The 20147-nt window shown below is 47.6% G+C and carries 16 protein-coding genes and 2 pseudogenes; 7 read left to right on the top strand and 11 right to left on the bottom strand.

The features are described 5' to 3' along the window. On the top strand, positions 1-184 hold a 184-nt coding region (locus NHN17_RS22150), incomplete at its 5' end, for a hypothetical protein (protein WP_255044821.1). Between the two features lie 30 nt (positions 185-214). Here NHN17_RS22150 and NHN17_RS22145 read toward each other — a convergent pair. The 3 genes from NHN17_RS22145 to NHN17_RS22135 all read right to left on the bottom strand — a co-directional run bounded on the left by NHN17_RS22145 (position 215) and on the right by NHN17_RS22135 (position 6788). Continuing rightward, the gene (locus NHN17_RS22145; protein ID WP_255044819.1) at positions 215-4273 is read right to left on the bottom strand and encodes a FimV/HubP family polar landmark protein; all 4059 of its coding nucleotides are present in this window, start codon (positions 4271-4273) and stop codon (positions 215-217) included. Between the two features lie 332 nt (positions 4274-4605). Beyond that, positions 4606-5619 carry an aspartate-semialdehyde dehydrogenase gene (locus tag NHN17_RS22140; RefSeq protein WP_255044818.1) on the bottom strand — a complete coding sequence of 338 codons (1014 nt, stop codon included), beginning with the start codon at positions 5617-5619 and terminating at the stop codon, positions 4606-4608. Then, complete coding sequence (locus tag NHN17_RS22135; RefSeq protein ID WP_255044817.1) at positions 5616-6788, bottom strand: 4-phosphoerythronate dehydrogenase; 1173 nt, start codon at positions 6786-6788, stop codon at positions 5616-5618. The genes NHN17_RS22140 and NHN17_RS22135 overlap by 4 nt, the downstream gene beginning before the upstream one ends. Between NHN17_RS22135 and NHN17_RS22130 the strand changes: the two genes are divergently transcribed. Then, positions 6787-7134, top strand: a complete 348-nt coding sequence (locus NHN17_RS22130) for a hypothetical protein (RefSeq protein WP_255044816.1) — start codon at positions 6787-6789, stop codon at positions 7132-7134. The genes NHN17_RS22135 and NHN17_RS22130 overlap by 2 nt on opposite strands. A gap of 267 nt (positions 7135-7401) precedes the next feature. Here the strand turns inward: NHN17_RS22130 and fabB are convergent, their stop codons facing one another. After that, the gene (gene fabB / locus NHN17_RS22125; protein WP_255044815.1) at positions 7402-8613 is read right to left on the bottom strand and encodes a beta-ketoacyl-ACP synthase I; all 1212 of its coding nucleotides are present in this window, start codon (positions 8611-8613) and stop codon (positions 7402-7404) included. Between the two features lie 200 nt (positions 8614-8813). On the opposite strand from fabB, the gene mnmC reads away from it, so the two are divergent. Continuing rightward, on the top strand, positions 8814-10898 hold the full coding sequence (mnmC, locus tag NHN17_RS22120; RefSeq protein WP_255044822.1) for a bifunctional tRNA (5-methylaminomethyl-2-thiouridine)(34)-methyltransferase MnmC2/FAD-dependent 5-carboxymethylaminomethyl-2-thiouridine(34) oxidoreductase MnmC1: 2085 nt from the start codon (positions 8814-8816) through the stop codon (positions 10896-10898). A 104-nt stretch (positions 10899-11002) separates the two neighbouring features. Here the strand turns inward: mnmC and NHN17_RS22115 are convergent, their stop codons facing one another. The 4 genes from NHN17_RS22115 to NHN17_RS22100 all read right to left on the bottom strand — a co-directional run bounded on the left by NHN17_RS22115 (position 11003) and on the right by NHN17_RS22100 (position 14681). Next, on the bottom strand, positions 11003-11347 hold the full coding sequence (locus NHN17_RS22115; RefSeq protein WP_255044814.1) for a hypothetical protein: 345 nt from the start codon (positions 11345-11347) through the stop codon (positions 11003-11005). 215 nt (positions 11348-11562) lie between these two features. Continuing rightward, positions 11563-11913, bottom strand: coding sequence for a four helix bundle protein (locus NHN17_RS22110; RefSeq protein ID WP_255044813.1), 351 nt, complete (start codon positions 11911-11913; stop codon positions 11563-11565). A gap of 51 nt (positions 11914-11964) precedes the next feature. Then, entirely contained in the window at positions 11965-13131 is a 1167-nt protein-coding gene (locus tag NHN17_RS22105; RefSeq protein ID WP_255044811.1) for a nucleotide sugar dehydrogenase, read from the bottom strand. A 161-nt stretch (positions 13132-13292) separates the two neighbouring features. After that, positions 13293-14681, bottom strand: coding sequence for an MBL fold metallo-hydrolase RNA specificity domain-containing protein (locus NHN17_RS22100; RefSeq protein WP_255044810.1), 1389 nt, complete (start codon positions 14679-14681; stop codon positions 13293-13295). Between the two features lie 361 nt (positions 14682-15042). On the opposite strand from NHN17_RS22100, the gene wecA reads away from it, so the two are divergent. Then, positions 15043-16143 (top strand): UDP-N-acetylglucosamine--undecaprenyl-phosphate N-acetylglucosaminephosphotransferase, encoded by a 1101-nt coding sequence (gene wecA, locus NHN17_RS22095; protein ID WP_255044809.1) that lies wholly within the window; start codon positions 15043-15045, stop codon positions 16141-16143. 159 nt (positions 16144-16302) lie between these two features. Further along, complete coding sequence (locus NHN17_RS22090; RefSeq protein WP_255044808.1) at positions 16303-16470, top strand: hypothetical protein; 168 nt, start codon at positions 16303-16305, stop codon at positions 16468-16470. 282 nt (positions 16471-16752) lie between these two features. Here the strand turns inward: NHN17_RS22090 and NHN17_RS22085 are convergent. Further along, a pseudogene (locus NHN17_RS22085) lies at positions 16753-17186 on the bottom strand (HipA domain-containing protein); the annotation flags it as partial. 18 nt (positions 17187-17204) lie between these two features. Further along, positions 17205-17447: a hypothetical protein gene (locus NHN17_RS22080; RefSeq protein WP_255044806.1), complete on the bottom strand. Its 243-nt coding sequence runs from the start codon at positions 17445-17447 to the stop codon at positions 17205-17207. A gap of 202 nt (positions 17448-17649) precedes the next feature. Between NHN17_RS22080 and NHN17_RS22075 the strand changes: the two are divergent. Together NHN17_RS22075 and NHN17_RS22070 are read left to right on the top strand one after the other, a co-directional pair. Next, positions 17650-18212: pseudogene (locus NHN17_RS22075) on the top strand (IS6 family transposase). Between the two features lie 432 nt (positions 18213-18644). Then, entirely contained in the window at positions 18645-19604 is a 960-nt protein-coding gene (locus NHN17_RS22070) for a hypothetical protein (protein ID WP_255044805.1), read from the top strand. A 227-nt stretch (positions 19605-19831) separates the two neighbouring features. Here the strand turns inward: NHN17_RS22070 and NHN17_RS22065 are convergent, their stop codons facing one another. Then, the gene (locus tag NHN17_RS22065) at positions 19832-20038 is read right to left on the bottom strand and encodes a hypothetical protein (RefSeq protein WP_255044804.1); all 207 of its coding nucleotides are present in this window, start codon (positions 20036-20038) and stop codon (positions 19832-19834) included. Positions 20039-20147 lie beyond the last annotated feature (109 nt).

Here is a 20147-nt window from a genome sequence, read left to right as displayed (position 1 = left end):
TGGGCGATGGGCGATGGGCGATGGGCGATGGGCGATGGGCGATGGGCGATGGGCGATGGGCGATGGGCGATGGGCGATGGGCGATGGGCGATGGGCGATGGGCGATGGGCGATGGGCGATGCAAATTTTTTGCAAGAGCCTGACCATGTCAAGCTCTTGTTTCTTCTCTTCGCTCTTCCACTAGCCTATGGCCGCTTTAGCCTATCGCCACGTTTTACCTCAACTTCGCCAACAGGCTTTTCGCCTCTAGCTGCAACTCACCGTTGTCACCTTGGGCAACGTCTTCGAGTAACCCGCGCGCACCTTCGCTATCATTCATCTCAAGGTACGCTTTGGCCAAATCAAGCTTACTGGCAAACTCACCTTGGCTGTCGATATCCAAACTACCAATATCGGCCAGCACATCAGGGAACTCATCCAAACCGACATCAAGGTTCAGCGGTGCTTCATCCAATTCACTATTAGGCTCCTCACCATCAAGATCCTTCATCAGCTCATCAATACTGATGTAAGACGCGTCAGGTGCTTGGCGGTGAACAGGCTCTGCAACCGGAGACTCATCGACTAACTCACTGGCCGCTTCTTCCATCGCTGGCTGAGGTTCGTTGACCTCACCCACAAACAGCATTTCAGAATCGGCACCGTTATCAACCATAAGATCATCTTCGTCGAAGGCTGGCACGTCTTCGACATTCATCTCTGGTTGATCCTCCCAGTCCTCACCTTCAAGTTCGGGTGCAGGGTTACTCGCCGCCCAAATTTCACTCTCTTCTGCTGACAAGTCGTCTACAGCGCTATCGCCAGTTACATTTTCCGAACGGCCCACCAGCTGCTCACGCTCCCAGTCTGCTTGCAGTTCGGGGTCGTTTAGCAGTGCATCCATATCCAGCCCTGCCGAATCGACAAACTCATCGCTCAGTTGCGCGGCTGGAGCCAAAGCTTCTGCCATTGCAGGCTCTGGCGTGACAACAGACTCAAGGGCTTGTGGCTCAGGAGCTTGTGGAGCAGCAGCTTGCGATACAGGCGTTTGTGAAGCGGCCGCTTGCGGTTTGAAGCCTTGCTCGACTTCATATTGCTCTAGTTCATGCTGCTCATCGAATGAAGCCTGTAGGGCTTCATCCTCATTAAACTCAGGCAGACTAGCCGGATCCAGAGTTTCAAACTCAATATCCGGGTGGCCATGAAGTGAATAAGGGCTAGCGGGTGCTTGTTGCTCGGGCTGAACGTATTGTTCTGCCACTACAGCATCCAAAGGCTCTTCATTTACTTGAGGTTTCTCTGCCGCTTCTGCTGCCTGCTGTAACTGACGAACGATATTATCAAGCATTGCTTGCTCATCGTCTTCGCTCAGTACTTGTTCTTGCTGCAGCTCTACATCCGGATCGTTAAATGCGGCCTCTTCATCGAACTCTGGCAGATCATCGAGTGTCAACGGTGCATCATCGAACTCGTGCTTCACCGGCTCTTCAGAGGCTTGCTGGGCAACATTCTCAATCCGAGGAGCCTCATCAAGCTCTGCTAGCAGAGTTTCCTCATCAAAAATAGGGAACTCTTCGCTGTTGTGCTCACTGTGCTCTGAGGTCTTATTCTCTTGCTCGTCTGGGCTTTCTAGCTCTTGGGCGTCAGGTTCACCTTGTGACACTTCGTGAACTTGTGACTGCTGAGTGTCCGCTGCAAAGTCGAAAGCAGGCTCATCAAGGATGATCTCTTCGCTATCGACCTGCAGCTCTTTGCTACCAGCCTGTTCGCCAGCCTCTAGACTCTCAAGCAACTGTTCAACCGTTTGACCGATAGCGTCAATTTCAGCGCTGTCGTCCGGCTCTACAGCATCCAGCATGGCGGCATCAGCCGAAGCAAGAAGCTGTTCAATTTCGTCAATTTCTGGCTCTTGAGCTAAAGTTTCTGGCTCTTTGGCTAATACTTCCGGCTCAACAGCGACACGCCCCTCGACCTCAGTCGCATCAGCATCAGCATCAGCATCAGCATCAGCATCAGCATCAGCAGGTTGGTCGGTTTCGGTATGTTGGTCCAGAATGTCATCAAGTCGCTCAGTGCTCTCCTCTTCAATGCTGATGTCATCCAGCATCAATGGATCTTCTACAGCGACGCTAAGCTCGGGTATATCAAGATCGAGAGTATCGGACCCTTTTTCCTCGACCTCTGCTTCATCAAAATCCTCAGCATCGGCCAACAACTCATCCAATAGCTCAGTGCTATTTTCATCGATTTCAATACCGTGACTGGCCAACAAGCTGTCCGTATCCGGCTCATCGAGCAGTTCATCAAGCAATGCTGTACTGTCTTCTTCCAATTCAATTTCGGAAGTGAGGCTGTCTTCATCATCAAGCAGTTCATCGAGAAGCGCCGTCGGATCGCTGACCGACACATCCGCTGCATTGACGACAGCGTCATCAAGCATTGATGAAAAATCACCATCCATTGCAGGCGAGGCCATCAACTCGATATCGGCTAAAGCCTGATCAACCGCTGCCTGCTCGGATTGTGCGCTATTGACTGCATTAGCATCGATAACGGCGTTATTTACATCAATGCTATCGACGTCAATGCTATCAAATAAGGCATCCAGCTCATCTTGACCGACCATCTGCTCCGGCTGCGAGTCTAACGCTTGCACCTCATCACTGGCTGCAGAAGAGAACAATTCATCCAGCATAGCCTGATCAACAATCTGATCTCCATCAGCCGACGATTCCAGCGATGCGTCCAGATCACCACTGTCATAAGACAAGTCATCACCATCATAAGACAGGTCAAAGCTATCTTCGTCGTCGTCATCAGCCTGCAGTGACTGCTCCCACATTGCCGCCAACTCTTCATCAGGGCTCGGCTCAGGCTTCTTGTCCATTTCATCCAGTGCCCGCTCCATATCTTCCAGACCAATAGCATCATCATCACTATTGACTGAAATACTGCTCGCACCAAGATTACCGCCGATATCGCCAGCAATATCAAAGCCATTACTGTCTTCCTTCGAAGCCAGAGAGGACTCTTGGCCAAACAAGCTACTTTCAGGATCATCGAACAGGGAGTCATCATCACCGAACAGATCATCAAGTTCTTCGTCGTCACCCAGTGTCAGGCTCGGCACATCTTCGCCATCGGCCGGCATAGGTGACGGCGGAGGCATCATTGCGGCTTTGTCTTGGCTTTGCGGGGCATCCAATGACTTCACATCATCTTCAACTTCGCGCTTACGGCCAAGCAGGAAGTAAGCCAGTAACCCCGCTATCAACGCGCCAGGGATCAATGCCATTGCCGCTAACATCAATGGGCTGGAAATCATACGGTCGAACAAGCTAGGTTGCGGCTCAACCACTTGTGCTTGCATCGCACGCTGTTGGTCAATAAAACCTTTGATCTGCTCCCGCAGCACTTCATCGTCGGTCAGTTGTTGCTTCAATGCCGACACTTCGTGCTGCATCTCGGCAAGACGCACACGCAGCAAATGATTGCTCTCGAGAAGTTTGGTCATCTGCTCGTCAGAGGCATCCAACTGGACTTGCAAGGCTGTCGGTTTAGGTGGGATCAGTGGCGCTTTTGGCGCAGCCTCTGACGCTTTAACTACGGTTTCAACCACAAGCTCCGGCTTATCCTGCACCTGCGCGACAACTGCCGGCGCGGTTTTCGGTGAAGCGTCCTGAGTCGCTTTAGGAGCAGGTTTCGGAGCCGCAGCAACCTCTTTCACTTGAGGTTCAGGTGCTTGCACTACAGGCTTAGGTGCTTGAGCAACGGGCTCAGGTCTAGGCTCAGGCTTCGCTGCAGTCGGTTGCGGCGTCGTTACCGGTGGTGGCGTGGCCGCCGTTCGAGTCTGGCTCCGAGAAGGAGTGCGCTGATCGGCTTCCAAACGCTGCTTAACCACATCGATACTTTCACGACGCATTTGTGCTTCTGTCGGGATAGCCAACATGCTACCCGGAACCAAGCCGTGAATATTGCTATTTTCAAATGCCTGTGGGTTCTGGCGGAAGATAGCGCCGATAACCTGATAAATAGAAACTTGATTATTCGGCCGATAGCGAGTTGCAATCGACCACAAGGTTTCAGTATTGGTAGTAGGCCCATAGCGCAAAGCATTAGCAGACGACTGTGTAGACGATCCGGTATTAGCTGGCAATGAAGAAGCTGTAGGCTGTACGCCTTGGGTTGGCCCAGTAATACGAACGGTATTCGCGTGGACTGGAGAATATATCACAGCGGTGGAAAATATTACCGGCAGGAAAAAACGTTTTATCATCGTCGAAAGATCAGACACTGCCTGTCATCCTCTTTGGCAGGAAAATAGCTAAGAATGCATAGCACACGGCATCAATATAAAATGCATGTGCACAGCAATATGATACAAGATTATTTAATTTCGGCCTATTCACAATAATCTTGAGCGTGACATCTCCACCTAATCATGAAGTCGGGAGCAAGGTCGCACTATTGGTGACCTACGTAGATTCAGCAAGTTGAAAATACAACAGCAGCGATGGGCGATGGGCGATGGGCGATTGATTACAAGAGCCTGACCATGTCAAACTCTTGCTTCTTCTTTGGCTCTTCCTCTAGCCTCTAGCCTCTAGCCTCTAGCCTCTAGCCTGATTATAAATACTCTTCAATCAGCTTTTCTGCGATCTGTACACTGTTGGTCGCCGCACCTTTACGGACATTATCGGCAACCACCCACATGTTCAGGCCACAAGGGTGGCTGATATCTTCACGGATACGGGCAACCATCACGTGGTCTTTGCCGGTCGCATCACTAACCTGAGTCGGGTAGTCATTACCATGGAAGACTTCAATACCTTCGGCACTTTCCAACAAGCTAATCGCTTCTTCGATATGTACCGGCTGGCAAGTTTCGACGTGAACCGCTTCGGCATGGCCGTAGAATACAGGCACACGAACACAAGTCGGGTTAACACGGATATTGTCATCACCCAAAATTTTCTGGGTTTCCCACACCATTTTCATTTCTTCTTTGGTGTAGCCGTTATCCATGAACTCATCGATATGTGGCAAGCAGTTAAACGCAATCTGCTTGTCGTAAACCTTGGTTTCCGCTGGCAGGCCGTTTAACAACTTAGCCGTTTGACCCGCAAGCTCATCAACACCTTTTTTACCCGTGCCCGATACCGACTGGTATGTCGCCACATTAATACGCTCGATACCGTATGCTTCGTGGATCGGCTTCAGCGCGACCAGCATCTGGATCGTCGAACAATTCGGGTTAGCAATAATATTGCGGTTACGATACTCCGCAATCGCGTGCGGGTTTACCTCAGGGATCACCAAAGGTACATCGTAGTCGTAGCGGAAGCGGGACGTGTTGTCGATAACAACCACACCGTAATCGGCAGCGGCTGGCGCCCAGCGCTCAGACGCTTCTGCACCGGCAGAGAAGATAGCAAGCTGGACTTGGCTCCAGTCGAAATCTTCAACGTTTTTGACCCGTACAGACTTACCTTTGAAGCGCAAGACTTTGCCCGCACTACGCTCAGAAGCTAATAAATAGAGATTGCGAACAGGAAAATTGCGTTCCTCAAGAACTTCCACAATGGCTTCGCCGACAGCGCCGGTCGCACCGAGTACTGCAATATCAAATTCCTGGCTCATGGCCTTTCCTCTACTGTAAAACCTAATTTAGCCAGCGACTCTACCCCAAAATGGGCCTCGCCCGCTACTGTAATCGCGCTATATTCACGGCGATCCCAGTAATTTTTGCGCATCCGGTCGAAAGCAGTCGCCATTTCCGGGCTCCCCTCTGCCGTTTGACCCATTTCACGGCGGAACAAGCCATCATCACGGCGCACATCATAGACAATCTGGGTCAGGCTAAATAGCGTCGACTCATCCCACTCTTGGCTCAGGCTGACCTGTGGTACTGGAGCGATCGGCAACAAGCTAGCAGCGGTAACCTGCTGCTCTAAGCCAAGGAATTGGCAATAGCTGTTATAAACCATAGTGGTGCCGCGTGCCTTACCCTCTAAGCCATAGCCAGCAACATGCGGAGTAGCAAAAGCCAGCAGTGGCAATAGTTCGAGATCAACCTGCGGCTCGTGTTCGAATACATCCAAAACAGCCGTCAGCTTCTTGCCCTCTCCTGATTGGCTCTGCTGCAGAGCGCGTTTGAGGGCGAGGTTATCCACTACCGGGCCACGGGCCGCATTGATCAGTATTGCACCTGATTGTAAATCTGCGAGGAAAGTATCATCGACCAAATGATGGGTCGGGTACTCGCCATCACGGGTGATCGGTGTATGCATGGTGATGACATCACATTGCAAGCGAATGTCGTCTAGCGAATGGAAAGTCCTGCTATCACCTTGTTGCTGTTTGATTGGATCATTAAGCAAATACGGGATCCCGAGCGCTTCCAAACATTGGGCAAGGTAACTACCGACATTGCCGGCACCTATGATCCCTACCTTTTTGTCAAAAATAGAAAATCCCTGCTGCTGGCCAAGCACCATCAGGCTACTCAATACATATTCAGCCACACCCACCTTGTTACAGCCCGGCGCAGCGGTAAAGGCGATACCTTTGGCAGCCAATGTCGCTTCATTAACATGATCTTGGCCGGCTGTTGCGGTGCCGACAAACTTGAGCTTATTCGCCTTGGTCAACAAGGCTTCATTGACCTTGGTCACCGAGCGGATCATCAGCGCATCAATATCCACCAAATCCTCAGCGGTCATTGTTCTGCCCGGTTTGCTGATCACTTCGCCCAACTGGCTAAATAGCGCCTCGGCATAAGGCATGTTCTCGTCAATGAGGATTTTCATGGGTCGGTTTCCTTATAAAGCGGTTCTGTTTAGAGGAATGCTATTAGATTGGGAGGTGATGGGCAATGGGCGATGGGCGATGGGCGATGGGCGATGGGCGATGGGCGATGGGCGATGGGCGATGGGCGATGGGCGATGGGCGATGGGCGATGGGCGATGGGCGATGGGCGATGGGCGATGGGCGATGGGCGATGGGCGATGGGCGATGGGCGATGGGCGATGGGCGATGGGCGATGGGCGATGGGCGATGGGCGATGGGCGATGGGCGATGGGCGATCCAGATAGTTTGCAAGAGTCTAACCATGTCAAGCTTATGCTCTTGCTTATGCTCTTGCTTTTCCTCTAGCCTCTGGCCGCTTTAGCCTATCAGCCAAGCTCTTTCCCATAAAAAAGCCCAGCAGAAAAAGTCTGCTGGGCGAACGTCCAGGAAATAAAACACCGACTGGGATCATAGACAGCTCCCGCAAAAGAAAATACTATTCACACAGCCGATGTCGCGTCTGTTTTTTTAGGCACTGACTCAAGGTCATATAACAGTTAGAGCAGTCCCCGCAAAAGGCTTTCTAGCTGAGTACCTTAGTCAGTGCCACCCCTGGAAAATGACAAAAGTCGGTTAAGCTTCGTACTTCTTGATAACCAGTGTGGCATTGGTGCCACCGAAACCGAAGCTGTTGGACATCACCGTCTTCAACTCTTGGTCGCGCTTTTCAGTCACGATATCAAGACCCGCAGCCGCTTCGTCTAAGTTATCAATGTTGATGCTTGGTGCAACAAAGCTGTTTTCTAACATCAAGGTTGAGTAAATCGCTTCGTGAACCCCCGCCGCACCCAATGCGTGGCCGGTCATCGCCTTGGTGGCTGAAATCGCTGGGCTGTTATCACCAAATAGCTCTTGGATAGCGCCAAGCTCTTTCACATCACCGACTGGCGTTGATGTACCGTGGGTATTGATGTAATCGATGTTGTCAACATTTTGCATCGCCATCTTCATACAACGCACCGCGCCTTCGCCCGATGGCGCTACCATGTCGTAGCCGTCAGAGGTTGCGCCATAGCCGACGATCTCGCCGTAGATTTTCGCGCCGCGAGCCAATGCATGCTCCAGCTCTTCGACAACCAACATGCCGCCACCACCAGAGATAACGAAACCGTCACGGTCTGCATCATAAGTACGTGATGCTTTCGATGGATCGTCGTTGTACTTGGTAGAGAGTGCGCCCATGGCATCGAACATCATGGTCAAAGACCAATCGAGCTCTTCACCACCACCCGCAAACACGACGTCTTGCTTGCCGAGTTGAATCAGTTCAAGTGCATGGCCGATACAGTGAGCAGACGTTGCACACGCAGAGCTCATGGTGTAGTTCACACCACGGATTTTAAACGGTGTCGCCAAACAAGCAGAAACCGTTGAAGACATCGTACGCGGTACCATATAAGGCCCCACACGCTTCACGCCCTTCTCGCGCAGAATATCGACGGCTGCAACCTGGTTATAAGAAGACGCCCCACCAGAACCCGCAACAAGGCCAGTTCGGTCATTTGATACCTGATCTTCCGTTAGGCCAGAGTCTTCAATGGCTTGTTCCATAGAAAGATAAGCAAAAGCGGCAGCATCGCCCATGAAACGCATCTTCTTACGATCGATATGTTCTGAAGGGGTCATTTTCAAATCGCCCCAAACATTACTGCGCAGCTTCATTTCTGCAAATTGTTCAGAGAAGTTGATACCGGATTTACCCGTTTTCAATGACTCCAGCACTTCTTTAACGTTGTTACCAATGCTGGACACAATACCCATGCCTGTAATTACGGCTCGTTTCATGATGAATTCCTACTGTCATTTATACCCAAATAACCTCTGTATAAACAATCAACAACCAGAGGTAACTTGGGTATAACGCTGACGATAATAACGGGTTTATCTGTCAAAAGTGGTCAGCTTTCCTGTTGATCGGGTACAATCTTCGGAAAAATACCCGTTACACCAACTATGAGGCTTCCCCCTTGTCTGATAAAGCCCAAATGCCGTCTGATACAGATAAACCGTCCCAGAACGAAAAAAACTCGGCAAAAATCGAACATGCCGTACTGGACTGGAATGAATCAGGCACGCCTGTGTCTAATGACTTTGACGATGTGTACTTCTCCAACGCCAATGGGTTAGAAGAAACACGCTACGTGTTCCTGCACCAAAATGGCTTGCCTTCGCGTTGGGAATCTTTCGACCGCCGCCGCTTTGTGGTTGCTGAAACAGGGTTCGGAACCGGCCTCAATTTCCTTGCCGTCTGGCAGTGGTTCAAAGCCTTCCGTCAAGCACATCCGGATGCCACCACCAAAGAGCTGCATTTCATCAGCTTTGAAAAGTTCCCGGTGACCAAGGACGACCTGATCAAGGCTCACCAGTCGTGGCCTGAGCTGGCTGACTTAGCGAGCCAACTTCATGCCCATTACCCACCGGCTGTGGCCGATTGCCACCGTATTGTGTTGGAAGACGGTATGATCACCCTCGACCTGTGGTTTGGTGATATCAAAGACTGTATGCCACAAGTATGGACGAATAATGACGGTATCGTCGATGCGTGGTTCCTTGACGGCTTTGCCCCTAGCAAAAACCCTGAAATGTGGAATCAAGATCTGTTCAACGGAATGGCAAAACTGGCCCGTGTCGGCTGCAGCACAGCAACGTTCACGGCAGCAGGTTTTGTTCGCCGCGGCCTCATTGAAGCCGGTTTTGACATGAAAAAAGTCAAAGGCTTTGGCACCAAGCGAGATATGCTGGCTGGCTGCGTGACCGAGCGCAAATACGGCAGTAACGTTAAACCTTGGTACTGTCGCAAATCGGCCAATGATAAGAACGAACAAGCAACTGAGGTCGCCATTATCGGCGGCGGCGTTGGCTCGGCGACAACAGCAATAGCACTTGCACGGCGCGGGATTAAAACCACCCTATATTGTGCCGACGCACTACCCGCCGAAGGTGCATCCGGTAACCGCCAAGGCGCAGTGTACCCATTACTCAATGGCTCTAATGATGCATTGTCGCGCTTTTTTGCCCCTGCATTTCTCTATGCCCGCCAATTTGTGGAACAAGCAGCCAAGCAAAAAGAGTTCGCCCATGACTGGTGCGGAGTGACCCAGCTAGCTTGGGATGACAATGCCACCAGCAAGCTAGGAAAAATGATGACCGGCGGCTTTCCTGAGGCGCTTATCCGCCAGCTTGATGTCGACCAAACTGAGCAAGTCACTGGTGTTGTATCCGGCCATGGTAGCGTCAACTACCCACTAGGCGGCTGGCTATGCCCGCAGGATCTTACCCGTGCATTGATTGAGCAAGCACAAGAGATGGGCTTGCTTGAGGTTAAAACTCACACCGACATCCAGCAACTCACCCAACAAGACGGTCACCAAAACAGCGATCAAAGTGAGCAATGCTGGCTGCTGACAGACCAGCACGGCCAGCGTTACCAGCATAACACTGTGATTGTGGCAAACGGCCATCGTTTTGCCGAGTTCCCACAGACTCAAGATATTCCGGCCTATTCCGTGCGCGGTCAGGTTAGCCATATTCCAACCAACCCGACACTGAACCCGCTGAAAACCGTGCTTTGCTATGATGGTTACCTCACTCCGGTTAATGCCACCGGTGAAAGTCACTGCATCGGTGCCAGTTACCGCCGCGGCAGCACTGATTTAACCTTCAGCCCTGAAGAGCATACAGAGAACAAACAGCGCTTGGTTGATTGCCTGCCTGAAGCAAGCTGGCCGCAAGACATTGATATGTCTAACGAGCAAGCACGTGTCGGCGTGCGCTGTGCCAGCCGCGACCATCTGCCATTTGTTGGTGGTGTTTGCCAATATGACAACCTGCTAACGCAATATGCTGATTTGATAAACCAGCAAGACAACGCAGAAGAGGTACCGGTTTACCACAACCTGTATGCAATGATTGGTTTGGGCTCTCGCGGCCTGAGCTCAGCCCCACTGCTTGGTGAACTACTCGCTTCGCAAATCTGCGGCGATCCGCTACCGCTACCTAACACTGTACTGGAAGCATTGCATCCGGGACGGATGTGGGTGAGAAAATTGGTGAAGGGAAAGAAGGTTTAATTCTGGCTATTTTGGAGAGTAGCGTCCCCTTGCCTTTTCATTAAGGCAAGGGAATTGCAGTTGGGCGCCGATCGCCCATGGCCTTTAGCCTCTAGCCAAACCCACTATTGGGCTTGTGTTACTGGAGGAGCTGGGTCATCACCACCGCCAGAGTCAGAAAGTGCAACACCAATCACGACCGCGGCGGCACCGACCGCCAAGACCGTTGCGGTTATACCGCCAGCAGAAGCAGCAAATGCGGTATCGATACCCGCTGCTTTACCGGTTTCTTGGCTCGCCGCTTCAACAGATGACTTTGCCTGCTGCTGATTGGCAGTGGACTGAGTCGCTGTAGATTGAGACGTTGGTGCCTGCCTTACCTGAGTACTGGTTGATGCATTGTCTGCCGCGAACGCAGACAGGCTTATAAAGCCCGAGATGAAAATTGCCGCCAGTGAAAACTTCATCATTACTATCCCCAAAGCGCAACATATAGTTATTGATATGACTATAAGTATAGATGGAGATAAAAAAGACAAAGGGAGTCTTGAGAGCAGTCTTGAGAATGAGAAATGGGCGATAGGCGATAGGCGATAGGCGATAGGCGATAGGCGATAGGCGATAGGCGATAGGCGATAGGCGATAGGCGATAGGCGATAGGCGATAGGCGATAGGCGATAGGCGATTATGAATAAGATTTTTGCCTATGTCTAATCAAAGCACCTAGCTGAGCTGAAATATGACCTGTCCTTTGAATTAATGGATTAGCCGTGGATGGCCTCAAGTATGACAAGTCTCTTGCCAACATTAACTGTGTTGCCAACTCGCCATTTGAGCCTTTAGCGATAAAGAAAAAACGCACAGCCTCTTTATCACTAAACCGCTTATCCCCTTCAGCAATATTAGATAGGACAGATATGCAGCTGCGGCGGATTTGATCCTTCCAGCTGTAGTCCTTACAGCTATCAATGGCCTTATACACATCCAGCGCCTGCTGATAACTGTCCTTCCATACTTTCAGCTTTTTATAATTCATCCTTGAATATTAGTCCCATAGCCTATCGCTCCTAGCCAATAGCCTGTTTTATCAATCCGCCCCAAACAGATCGCGGGTGTAAACCTTGTCAGCAACATCCGCCAACTCTTCGGCCATGCGGTTAGAAACAATGACATCAGAGAGTTGTTTGAACTCATCAAGATCGGTGATCACTTTAGACTGGAAGAATTCTTCTTCTTGCAGCACTGGCTCATAGACAACAACCTGGATCCCTTTGGCCTTGATACGTTTCATGATGCCCTGGATAGAAGACGCGCGGAAGTTATCAGAACCCGCTTTCATGATCAGGCGGTACACGCCAACGACCTGTGGTTTCTTCGCAATGATAGAATCAGCAATGAAGTCTTTACGAGTGCGGTTCGCATCCACAATCGCGCCAATAATATTGTTAGGCACCGATTGGTAGTTAGCCAATAACTGCTTGGTATCTTTCGGTAGGCAGTAGCCACCGTAACCAAACGACGGGTTGTTGTAGTGATTACCGATACGAGGGTCTAGACCGACACCTTCGATGATCTGGCGGCTATCTAAGCCGTGAGCTTCTGCGTAAGAGTCCAACTCGTTAAAGTAAGCCACACGCATCGCAAGATAAGTGTTAGAAAAGAGTTTAACCGCTTCAGCTTCGGTGCTATCGGTGTAAAGCACAGAAATGTTTTCTTTCACTGCACCTTGCACCAACAAGTTAGCAAACACTTCTGCCCGCTCAGACTTTTCACCGACAATGATGCGTGATGGGTGCAGGTTATCAAACAGTGCCCGGCCTTCGCGCAGAAATTCCGGCGAGAAAATCACATTGTCACAGCCCAATTCATCTTTAATACTCTGGGTGTATCCAACAGGCACGGTCGACTTAATGATCATGACAGCCTTTGGATTAATCGCTATCACATCTTTGATCACAGCTTCAACAGAAGAAGTATTAAAGTAGTTGGTCTGTGGGTCATAGTCGGTCGGGGTAGCGATAATAACAAATTCCGCATTTTGATAAGCCAACTCTTTATCCGTCGTCGCTTTCAAGTTCAGCGTTTTTTCTGCCAAATACTGGGAGATTTCCCTGTCTTCAATCGGTGAGATCGCTTGATTAATCAAGTCAACTTTGTCTTGAATAATATCCAGTGCTACGACTTCATTATGCTGTGCCAACAATACGGCATTGGACAGGCCTACATACCCTGTACCTGCTACGGTAACTTTCATTACTCAACCTCAATAAATTCAGAAGAAGTCGCAATAACAGCCCTTGTCCTGATATCGCGTCCTACTTACTGATCTGTACATTCTAGTAGAAAAGATAGTACCTCAGTAACATAACAGAACATAGTGATGGTTTTGCTTACATTACATAATGATGTGCAGAATCAGACAATGGTGGTTTTCTGCTCAGCCGCTATGACCATCTCACAATCCGGACGCACAACCTGCAGAGCTTGAGCGAGTTCAGTTTGAGCTCGATAATCACCATGTACAAGGTGAATCCTGTTTGGTCCTTGCTCGATATTCGCAACAAATTGCACCAAATCTGATTGATCGGCATGTGCCGAATACCCAGATAAGTTATGGATTTTTGCCTTTACCTCTATTGTCTTGCCATTGATTTCAACCTTTTTCTCTCCACGAGAAAGAGCGTACCCCAGTGTACCGGAAGCCTGATACCCGACCATAACCACATCCGTACAAGATTCAGGTAGCAGCGCTTCGAGGTAATTCAAAATGCGCCCTCCGCTGCACATGCCACTGGCAGCCACCACAACCGCTGGCTCTTTCGTCGACAGCAGGCGGTTAACAATAGACAGATGCTGCGAGTGAGAATCCACGGTAATACATTGCTCGAATGACAGCGGGTGGCGTCCGGTATTTTGCCGACCCATAGCCTCTTTCTCCCACAAACGATTAAACATCTCGTATTGCTTGGTGACTTTATCTGCCAAGGGCGAATCGAGAATAATAGGTAGCTCCTGCCACCTCATATGGCCAGAGTTGACCTGTAAGTTGGATGAGAATGTCTCAGCAATCAAACTTTCGATATCAAACAGCAGCTCTTGCGTGCGTCCAACACTAAAAGCCGGGATCAGTATCGCCCCGCCATCAAGTAATGATTGTTCAATGATATGTTTAAGGTTTTCACTTCTTTCAGTCTGTCGCTGGTGCTGACGATTCCCATAAGTACTCTCCAGAACTAATACATCAGCCCGCTTGGGAGAGATCGGATCCACCAGCAAAGGTGTGTTTGAAGGGCCGAGATCGCCAGAAAACACCACAACTTGGTCATCAGGCAGCACTACCTCAACATAGGCGGATCCCAAGATATGCCCCGCTTGGCGAAAATAGAGTGCGAGCCGCTCACCAGTAGGTAACGTCACAGGCGCTTGGCAATCGAACGGTACCGACCGTAGCAGGCTTTTGATCAGGGAAAGAAACTGACTGCGCTGCTCTTTATTAAGGTTAAGCTGAATTTTCAAACCGTCATCAAGCATCAACGGCAGCAACGCCGCCGTCGCTTCTGTGGCATAAATTGGTCCTCGAAAACCGGCGGCCAAAAGCCAAGGAATACGCCCAATATGATCAATATGGCAATGGGTCAGTACCAAGGCCTGAATATGTTCCACGGGAAAATCAATATTTAATGAACGAGGAGCTTCACTGCCCTGAAACAAACCGCAGTCAATCAATATGCCGTACTCCCCCCACTGCAGTTCATGACAGGAGCCAGTCACTCCCTGATATGCGCCGTGATGGATAATTTGCATAAGCTTGTCCTTAAAAATTCAGTAATACTGATCTTCGCCAAATAAGTTGGGGACGACATCACTAACCAAAATATGCTCGGCACATATCACAAAAAAAGTCGTTAATAGTTAGCACAAATACATTATTGCTAAGGTGACTTCAAACGACCTCGCACAACGCTACCCATAGCAAAACAGTCTTGGATAAAATCACACATGGAAAGTGTCAAAAAAGTGACTAAACTAAAATGTAAAGATTCAGCTCTCCCCCTACAATCTGTGAGATACGTTCAAATTATCCTAACATTACAAGGTTTAACTTTAATGATATATGCCACAGGTATAATATTCGTGAGTTGTCAAATTATGATAGGGGTTATTTATGGACAGCAGACTGACCGCTATTCTATTAGTGTCATTCTTTTGTCTGATTGCGCTAAGAAAGTTCGCCATTATAGTTAATTTGGTTGACTCGCCATCAGAAAGGAAGCATCACCAAGGTAGCGTACCGCTTGTCGGCGGGCTGGCTATCTTTTTCACCGTCGCCCTATTCTTACTTTTAACACCCAATCTTGAGGGCAATACGGTACTTTATTTGCTCTTTGCTGCAATTCTTATCGCCACGGGTACACTTGATGACAAATTTGATATCAGTGTAAAAGCACGGCTAATCATTCAGTTCATCATCACACTCATGATGGTTAGCTTGGGTGACATTCAGCTTACCACCCTAGGCAATATATCGGGTTGGGGAGATATAACCTTCACCAACGCTTTAGCCATCATTGTAACCTTCCTTGCCGTTGCTGGTGCAATAAATGCGTTTAATATGGTCGATGGTATCGATGGCTTATTAGGCGGCTTATCTGTTATTACCTTTTCTTCAATGGCCTACTTGTTTGACTTAGGCGGTCAAAGTGACCTCTACCAACTCAGCCTTTTGATCGTTTTTGCCACTCTTCCGTACATCCTTCTCAACCTTGGCTTCCCATTTGGCAGAAGGCTGAAAATATTCATGGGTGATGCGGGTAGCATGCTGATTGGTTTCACCGTCGTTTGGCTATTGCTGTCAGGTAGCCAATCAGAAGTAAGCAGTTTCCGTCCAGTGACAGCGCTGTGGCTCATCGCCCTACCGTTAATGGATATGGCCGCCATTATGATCCGCCGAGTCAGGAAGGGTCAGTCCCCCTTCAAACCGGATCGCGAACACTTACACCATATCTGCCAACGCATAGGACTAAGTGCGAAAATGACCTTACTGGCCATTTGCTCTGTCGCGGTTATCTTTGCAGCTATTGGTATTATCGGTGAAATGAACAACATCCGCGAGAGTGTCATGTTTTTCAGCTTCGTTCTAATGTTTGCCTGCTACTATACTGCTATCTGCCATATTTGGCGTGTTACTACCTTTATCAGAAAAGTCAGTACCTTACTCTCCTTAAACAAAGAAACACCAACGGCTTCCGATAGCGAGCAACGCTAAATAAAGCCAAACTTCAAATTTGTGATGAACTTGCCATCTGTTCATCACAAGTTTGAAACAAAAAGGCACTATGTGACTGGCTAACCCGTCGAATGCTTCTATACTGTTAATAACACCTTTAAAAGCAAGATGTTACCAAAGAAGAAAAAAGGAGGCACCATGATTAAGCCAGCTATTCACCCCTATCGCCTATCCGTGCTTTCTCACACCGCTACGGATGTACTTTTTAATATCTTGCTAAAAATGAGTTTGTTTATGGATGAACTTGAAACCTTTGACAGGGAAGCAAAGGCAATTAGACGGGAAGACAGGAAGAATAACGCATAAATGAGTCCAAATTGTCTCATGCTTAAAGAAATTTAACAATGAATGCAAACAGCCTGATCTATCAGGCACCTCCCCACACACCTCTAACACCCGTATAAAATCAACAACTTAAACTCAAACTAAATCTCATTGAGACATTTTTTGCGCTCAATGAGACAAACGCTTTTTGTCTGCTGGTGTATAGAAATCTGAGTTTTGGCATTGAAAAAAATCAACATAAGCAAGCGTAAAATTTCAAATTCAATTTACATTTCAGAGGGAATGGAACATACAGAATTTTCATTAACGCCCCAGCGACAGGCGCCGAATCCTTTTCATTGACTCATTCAATACAACGGAAGAAATATGCTCAGGAAATCCTTGCGGTAATTTCCGGCTCACAACATCTATAGCAATAGGTAGTTGTTCCACGAAGTCATCTAAAATCTGATTCATCGTATCCACAGGAAAACCCACACTTTGGGCTGTTTCAATAAAGTGACGCGCATAAATTTTATCCCGTTGATACTTCTTACCTTTTGTCGCTTTCAAACTCATAGCCAGTTTAAGCGAGCGGACATTGCTCCCTTTCCCACCAAGCAAAGGGTAAGCGGATAGAATGTCATAAAATGGAGTTAACCTGTACGTTCCTCCAGGCTCGATAAATAGTGATGAGTTCTTTGCATGGCATCTGTCGCCCCGATGATCCACTGGAACACCTGAAAGCGCATAAACGCCTGAGTCGGATATCGTTATCAAGTTGAGCTGTCATTACCTTTTTTATTTGAGACCTTAAACAGTTTAACCAATACGAATTCGATGTGGTAAGTCACAACCATTAGAATCAGCAAATCAAGAATGACACCTTGATCTGACCAAATTTTATCAATAATCAAAAATTTGATAATTGATGCAATGATTAGCGCGATAACAAAGCTGCGTTCAAGGTTGGTGTATATCTGCTTTAACGTATCAAAAATGCCTCTAAAAAATGCCATTCTATTTCCTCCTTTTTCTATAGTTCAACATATAGACAATACTCACTCAAGCTCATATTTCATTTGTCGATAAAAGCAATAGTGTTGGGTAAATGTTTAGGATGGCGAAACACATTTTTAGGCTATAGCACTTTAGAGGATTATGTCGCAAACTGATGCCGTAAGCTAAAATCTGGCTTTCAACCCGCAACGATCGACCTCAATGATTATCCGCTTTTCTGACCGCCACTTTCCTTCCGAGATCATTCTCCTAGTTGTGCGCTATTACGTCTCTTATAAATTGAGCTATCGTGAAATCGAAGAGATCATGGCTGAGCGAGGTGCCTATGTTGATCACTCAACTATCAACCGCTGGGGGTCATCAAGTACGCCCCCTTATTGGAACACCGGGCTCGACAAATGAAAAAAAACGTCGCCTCTTCGTGGCGGATGGACGAGACGTATATAAACGTAAAAGGTCCGTGGAAATATTACTACCGGGACGTTGATAAATACGGTTACGTCATTGATTTCTTACTGTGTGACCACCGTGATAAGAAAGCAGCTCATGCCTTCTTTAATAAGGCGATAGGTCATAACAGCTTACCAGACAAGGTGGTGCTCGATAAGAGTAGTGCGAATGCGTTAGCGCTACACAATATCAATGTCCAACTCTGGTTGCTGGGGAAGATACTCAACTTGATTGAAGTCCTTCAAATTAAGTATTTGAACAACATTGTCGAGCAAAGCCACCGCAGAGTGAACGGCAAAATGCACCAGTACTAGGGATGGAAATCTGATGTAGGCGCCAAAGATACACTCGCTGGTGTGGAGCTGTGGTCAATGATTAAAAATGGACAGCTTGAAAACCCTGATGGCTTATCTGTTTGGGATGAATTTTACGCGCTTGCAGCCTAGTTGTATCAAGAAAACAGTACGTTTGTACTTAAGCATAACTTTGCGACATTAGAACCTCAAAAGCTATACCTATTGGTGAAAAGCCTACTTTAGGAGGACTTTTACTCTTTCGAGAAGAAGCACATAATAACCACTATATAATTTTTTACATTTAATCAATTGCTTACACGCACAACATGCTGCTATAAGAATATTTAGCATTTATTTAACCATGTTACAAAAAGCGTGTTTTACTTATTCCCCTATAAATTAATTGATCTATTTGAACATTGTAGGGGTTCAATGGAATGAAATATTAATATGAAAAAAACAACAATTCTTTCGCTTATCACCTCTATAACATTATTGTCAGGCTGCGCTAATACACCGGAGAGTGCGATCGATATTAAAGCCAAAAAGGCGAAAAGCTACTCGTTGAACTCAGATAAATTCTCTGAACCTACTAGATTATTATACCCACTGACATGGATTAAACCTGAGCGTAAAACAAACAACTTAGACCAATTTTACATGGAAGCCCCAAAGAATACGGTTCAGAATGTCGGGCAAGCGACGGCTTTCGCCGCAGGAGCCTTAGGTATGCTTACGGCGGGTGATGCTATCATCGATATTCTGGGTTTTGGGTCATCAAAGACCGAATATAGTCCAAGACTTGGTTCTGCTATGCTATTCACAGTAACTACATTTGATAAGAAAGATGATTGGGAGTCTCAAAGCCTTGCCGTTACACAGTTAAATCATATCGCATTAAAAAATGCCGCAGAGTCAGATATGTTTATTGAAGACAGTAGTCACGAACATTTTTTGTCACGGTATTGGTTGGCTCATGAGCTGAGCAATAAACACTGTCATGGTTTATCTGAATCGGATGATTTTTCAGCTAAAAGCAGTCCAAACCTTTGTTATTCGATTACATCATATAATGCATTAGTTAACTGGGACAACAATGGGCACCTCCCTTTAATGCCTAATGGTGATGTTATCTCAGCAAGAACAATATTAGCGCCAGGTTTCCCCATAGAAAGATTAACATTAGTTGAGTCCGAGCAATCTATTGAGCAATATTTATACGTACCACCACTTGCTCTATCCCCGGTGCGTGAATTATTTTTTAATCAAAATCATGAACAGACAATTGAATGGTTGGAGTCCAAGCGTTTATCTTTACACCCTTACCTAAAGCGATTGAGTGATGGAAAGATCATGTATTTCAACCCAAGGGTAGAAAAAGAAATGCAAACTGCTGAGTCTGCGACTTAGAAATTATAAGCTCGACCAATAGTTTTGAGAGCTATTTATAGTTAGGGAATGTATCAACACGCTCAACGGTGACGTTATATTGAACATCAGTGAGCAATAATGCATTTTTTTCATCGTTGCAAACGCTTATTTTAATAGGCGTTTGCATGGCAAGTTCAGCGACTTTAAGGTATCAGTCTGCGCGATAGGTAAAGTTCAAAGTCGCAATGTGCTTAAAAACTAGCGTGTCATTGGGGATTATTTACCACCAAACCGGCGAACGTGTCACTAGTATCTAAGTCAGGATACTTTCCAGAAGATACCAACTGATCCAAAGCCTCTGTCGTTGAATTGACTGGTGTTTCTACTTCACCATTTCCGTTATCAGATTCACCACCACATGCTGCCAGTAATATAACGGCGAAAAATGGTAGTGTTTTACTCAATTTAAACATAACTCATCCTTGAGTACTTGATTTAAAACGGGCTTAACATCAATCATTAGTTTTACCGTCTGTGTATACTGACAAGAAAGGATTGATGAGGTTTTAGAAGAATGATCGA

The organism is Photobacterium pectinilyticum (assembly GCF_024357955.1).
GTDB lineage: Bacteria > Pseudomonadota > Gammaproteobacteria > Enterobacterales > Vibrionaceae > Photobacterium > Photobacterium pectinilyticum.
The sequence above is the reverse complement of the archived record's forward strand: the minus strand, read 5'-3'. Positions and strand labels throughout refer to the sequence as shown.

Bases quoted from the DNA above. Each gene is read 5' to 3' on its own strand.
- NHN17_RS22140 (WP_255044818.1), bottom strand. From the start codon at position 5,619: ATGAGCCAGGAATTTGATATTGCAGTACTCGGTGCGACCGGCGCTGTC.
- NHN17_RS22130 (WP_255044816.1), top strand. From the start codon at position 6,787: ATGGGTCGGTTTCCTTATAAAGCGGTTCTGTTTAGAGGAATGCTATTA.
- NHN17_RS22135 (WP_255044817.1), bottom strand. From the start codon at position 6,788: ATGAAAATCCTCATTGACGAGAACATGCCTTATGCCGAGGCGCTATTT.
- fabB (WP_255044815.1), bottom strand. From the start codon at position 8,613: ATGAAACGAGCCGTAATTACAGGCATGGGTATTGTGTCCAGCATTGGT.
- mnmC (WP_255044822.1), top strand. From the start codon at position 8,814: ATGCCGTCTGATACAGATAAACCGTCCCAGAACGAAAAAAACTCGGCA.
- NHN17_RS22115 (WP_255044814.1), bottom strand. From the start codon at position 11,347: ATGATGAAGTTTTCACTGGCGGCAATTTTCATCTCGGGCTTTATAAGC.
- NHN17_RS22110 (WP_255044813.1), bottom strand. From the start codon at position 11,913: ATGAATTATAAAAAGCTGAAAGTATGGAAGGACAGTTATCAGCAGGCG.
- NHN17_RS22105 (WP_255044811.1), bottom strand. From the start codon at position 13,131: ATGAAAGTTACCGTAGCAGGTACAGGGTATGTAGGCCTGTCCAATGCC.
- NHN17_RS22100 (WP_255044810.1), bottom strand. From the start codon at position 14,681: ATGCAAATTATCCATCACGGCGCATATCAGGGAGTGACTGGCTCCTGT.
- wecA (WP_255044809.1), top strand. From the start codon at position 15,043: ATGGACAGCAGACTGACCGCTATTCTATTAGTGTCATTCTTTTGTCTG.
- NHN17_RS22090 (WP_255044808.1), top strand. From the start codon at position 16,303: ATGATTAAGCCAGCTATTCACCCCTATCGCCTATCCGTGCTTTCTCAC.
- NHN17_RS22080 (WP_255044806.1), bottom strand. From the start codon at position 17,447: ATGGCATTTTTTAGAGGCATTTTTGATACGTTAAAGCAGATATACACC.
- NHN17_RS22070 (WP_255044805.1), top strand. From the start codon at position 18,645: ATGAAAAAAACAACAATTCTTTCGCTTATCACCTCTATAACATTATTG.
- NHN17_RS22065 (WP_255044804.1), bottom strand. From the start codon at position 20,038: ATGTTTAAATTGAGTAAAACACTACCATTTTTCGCCGTTATATTACTG.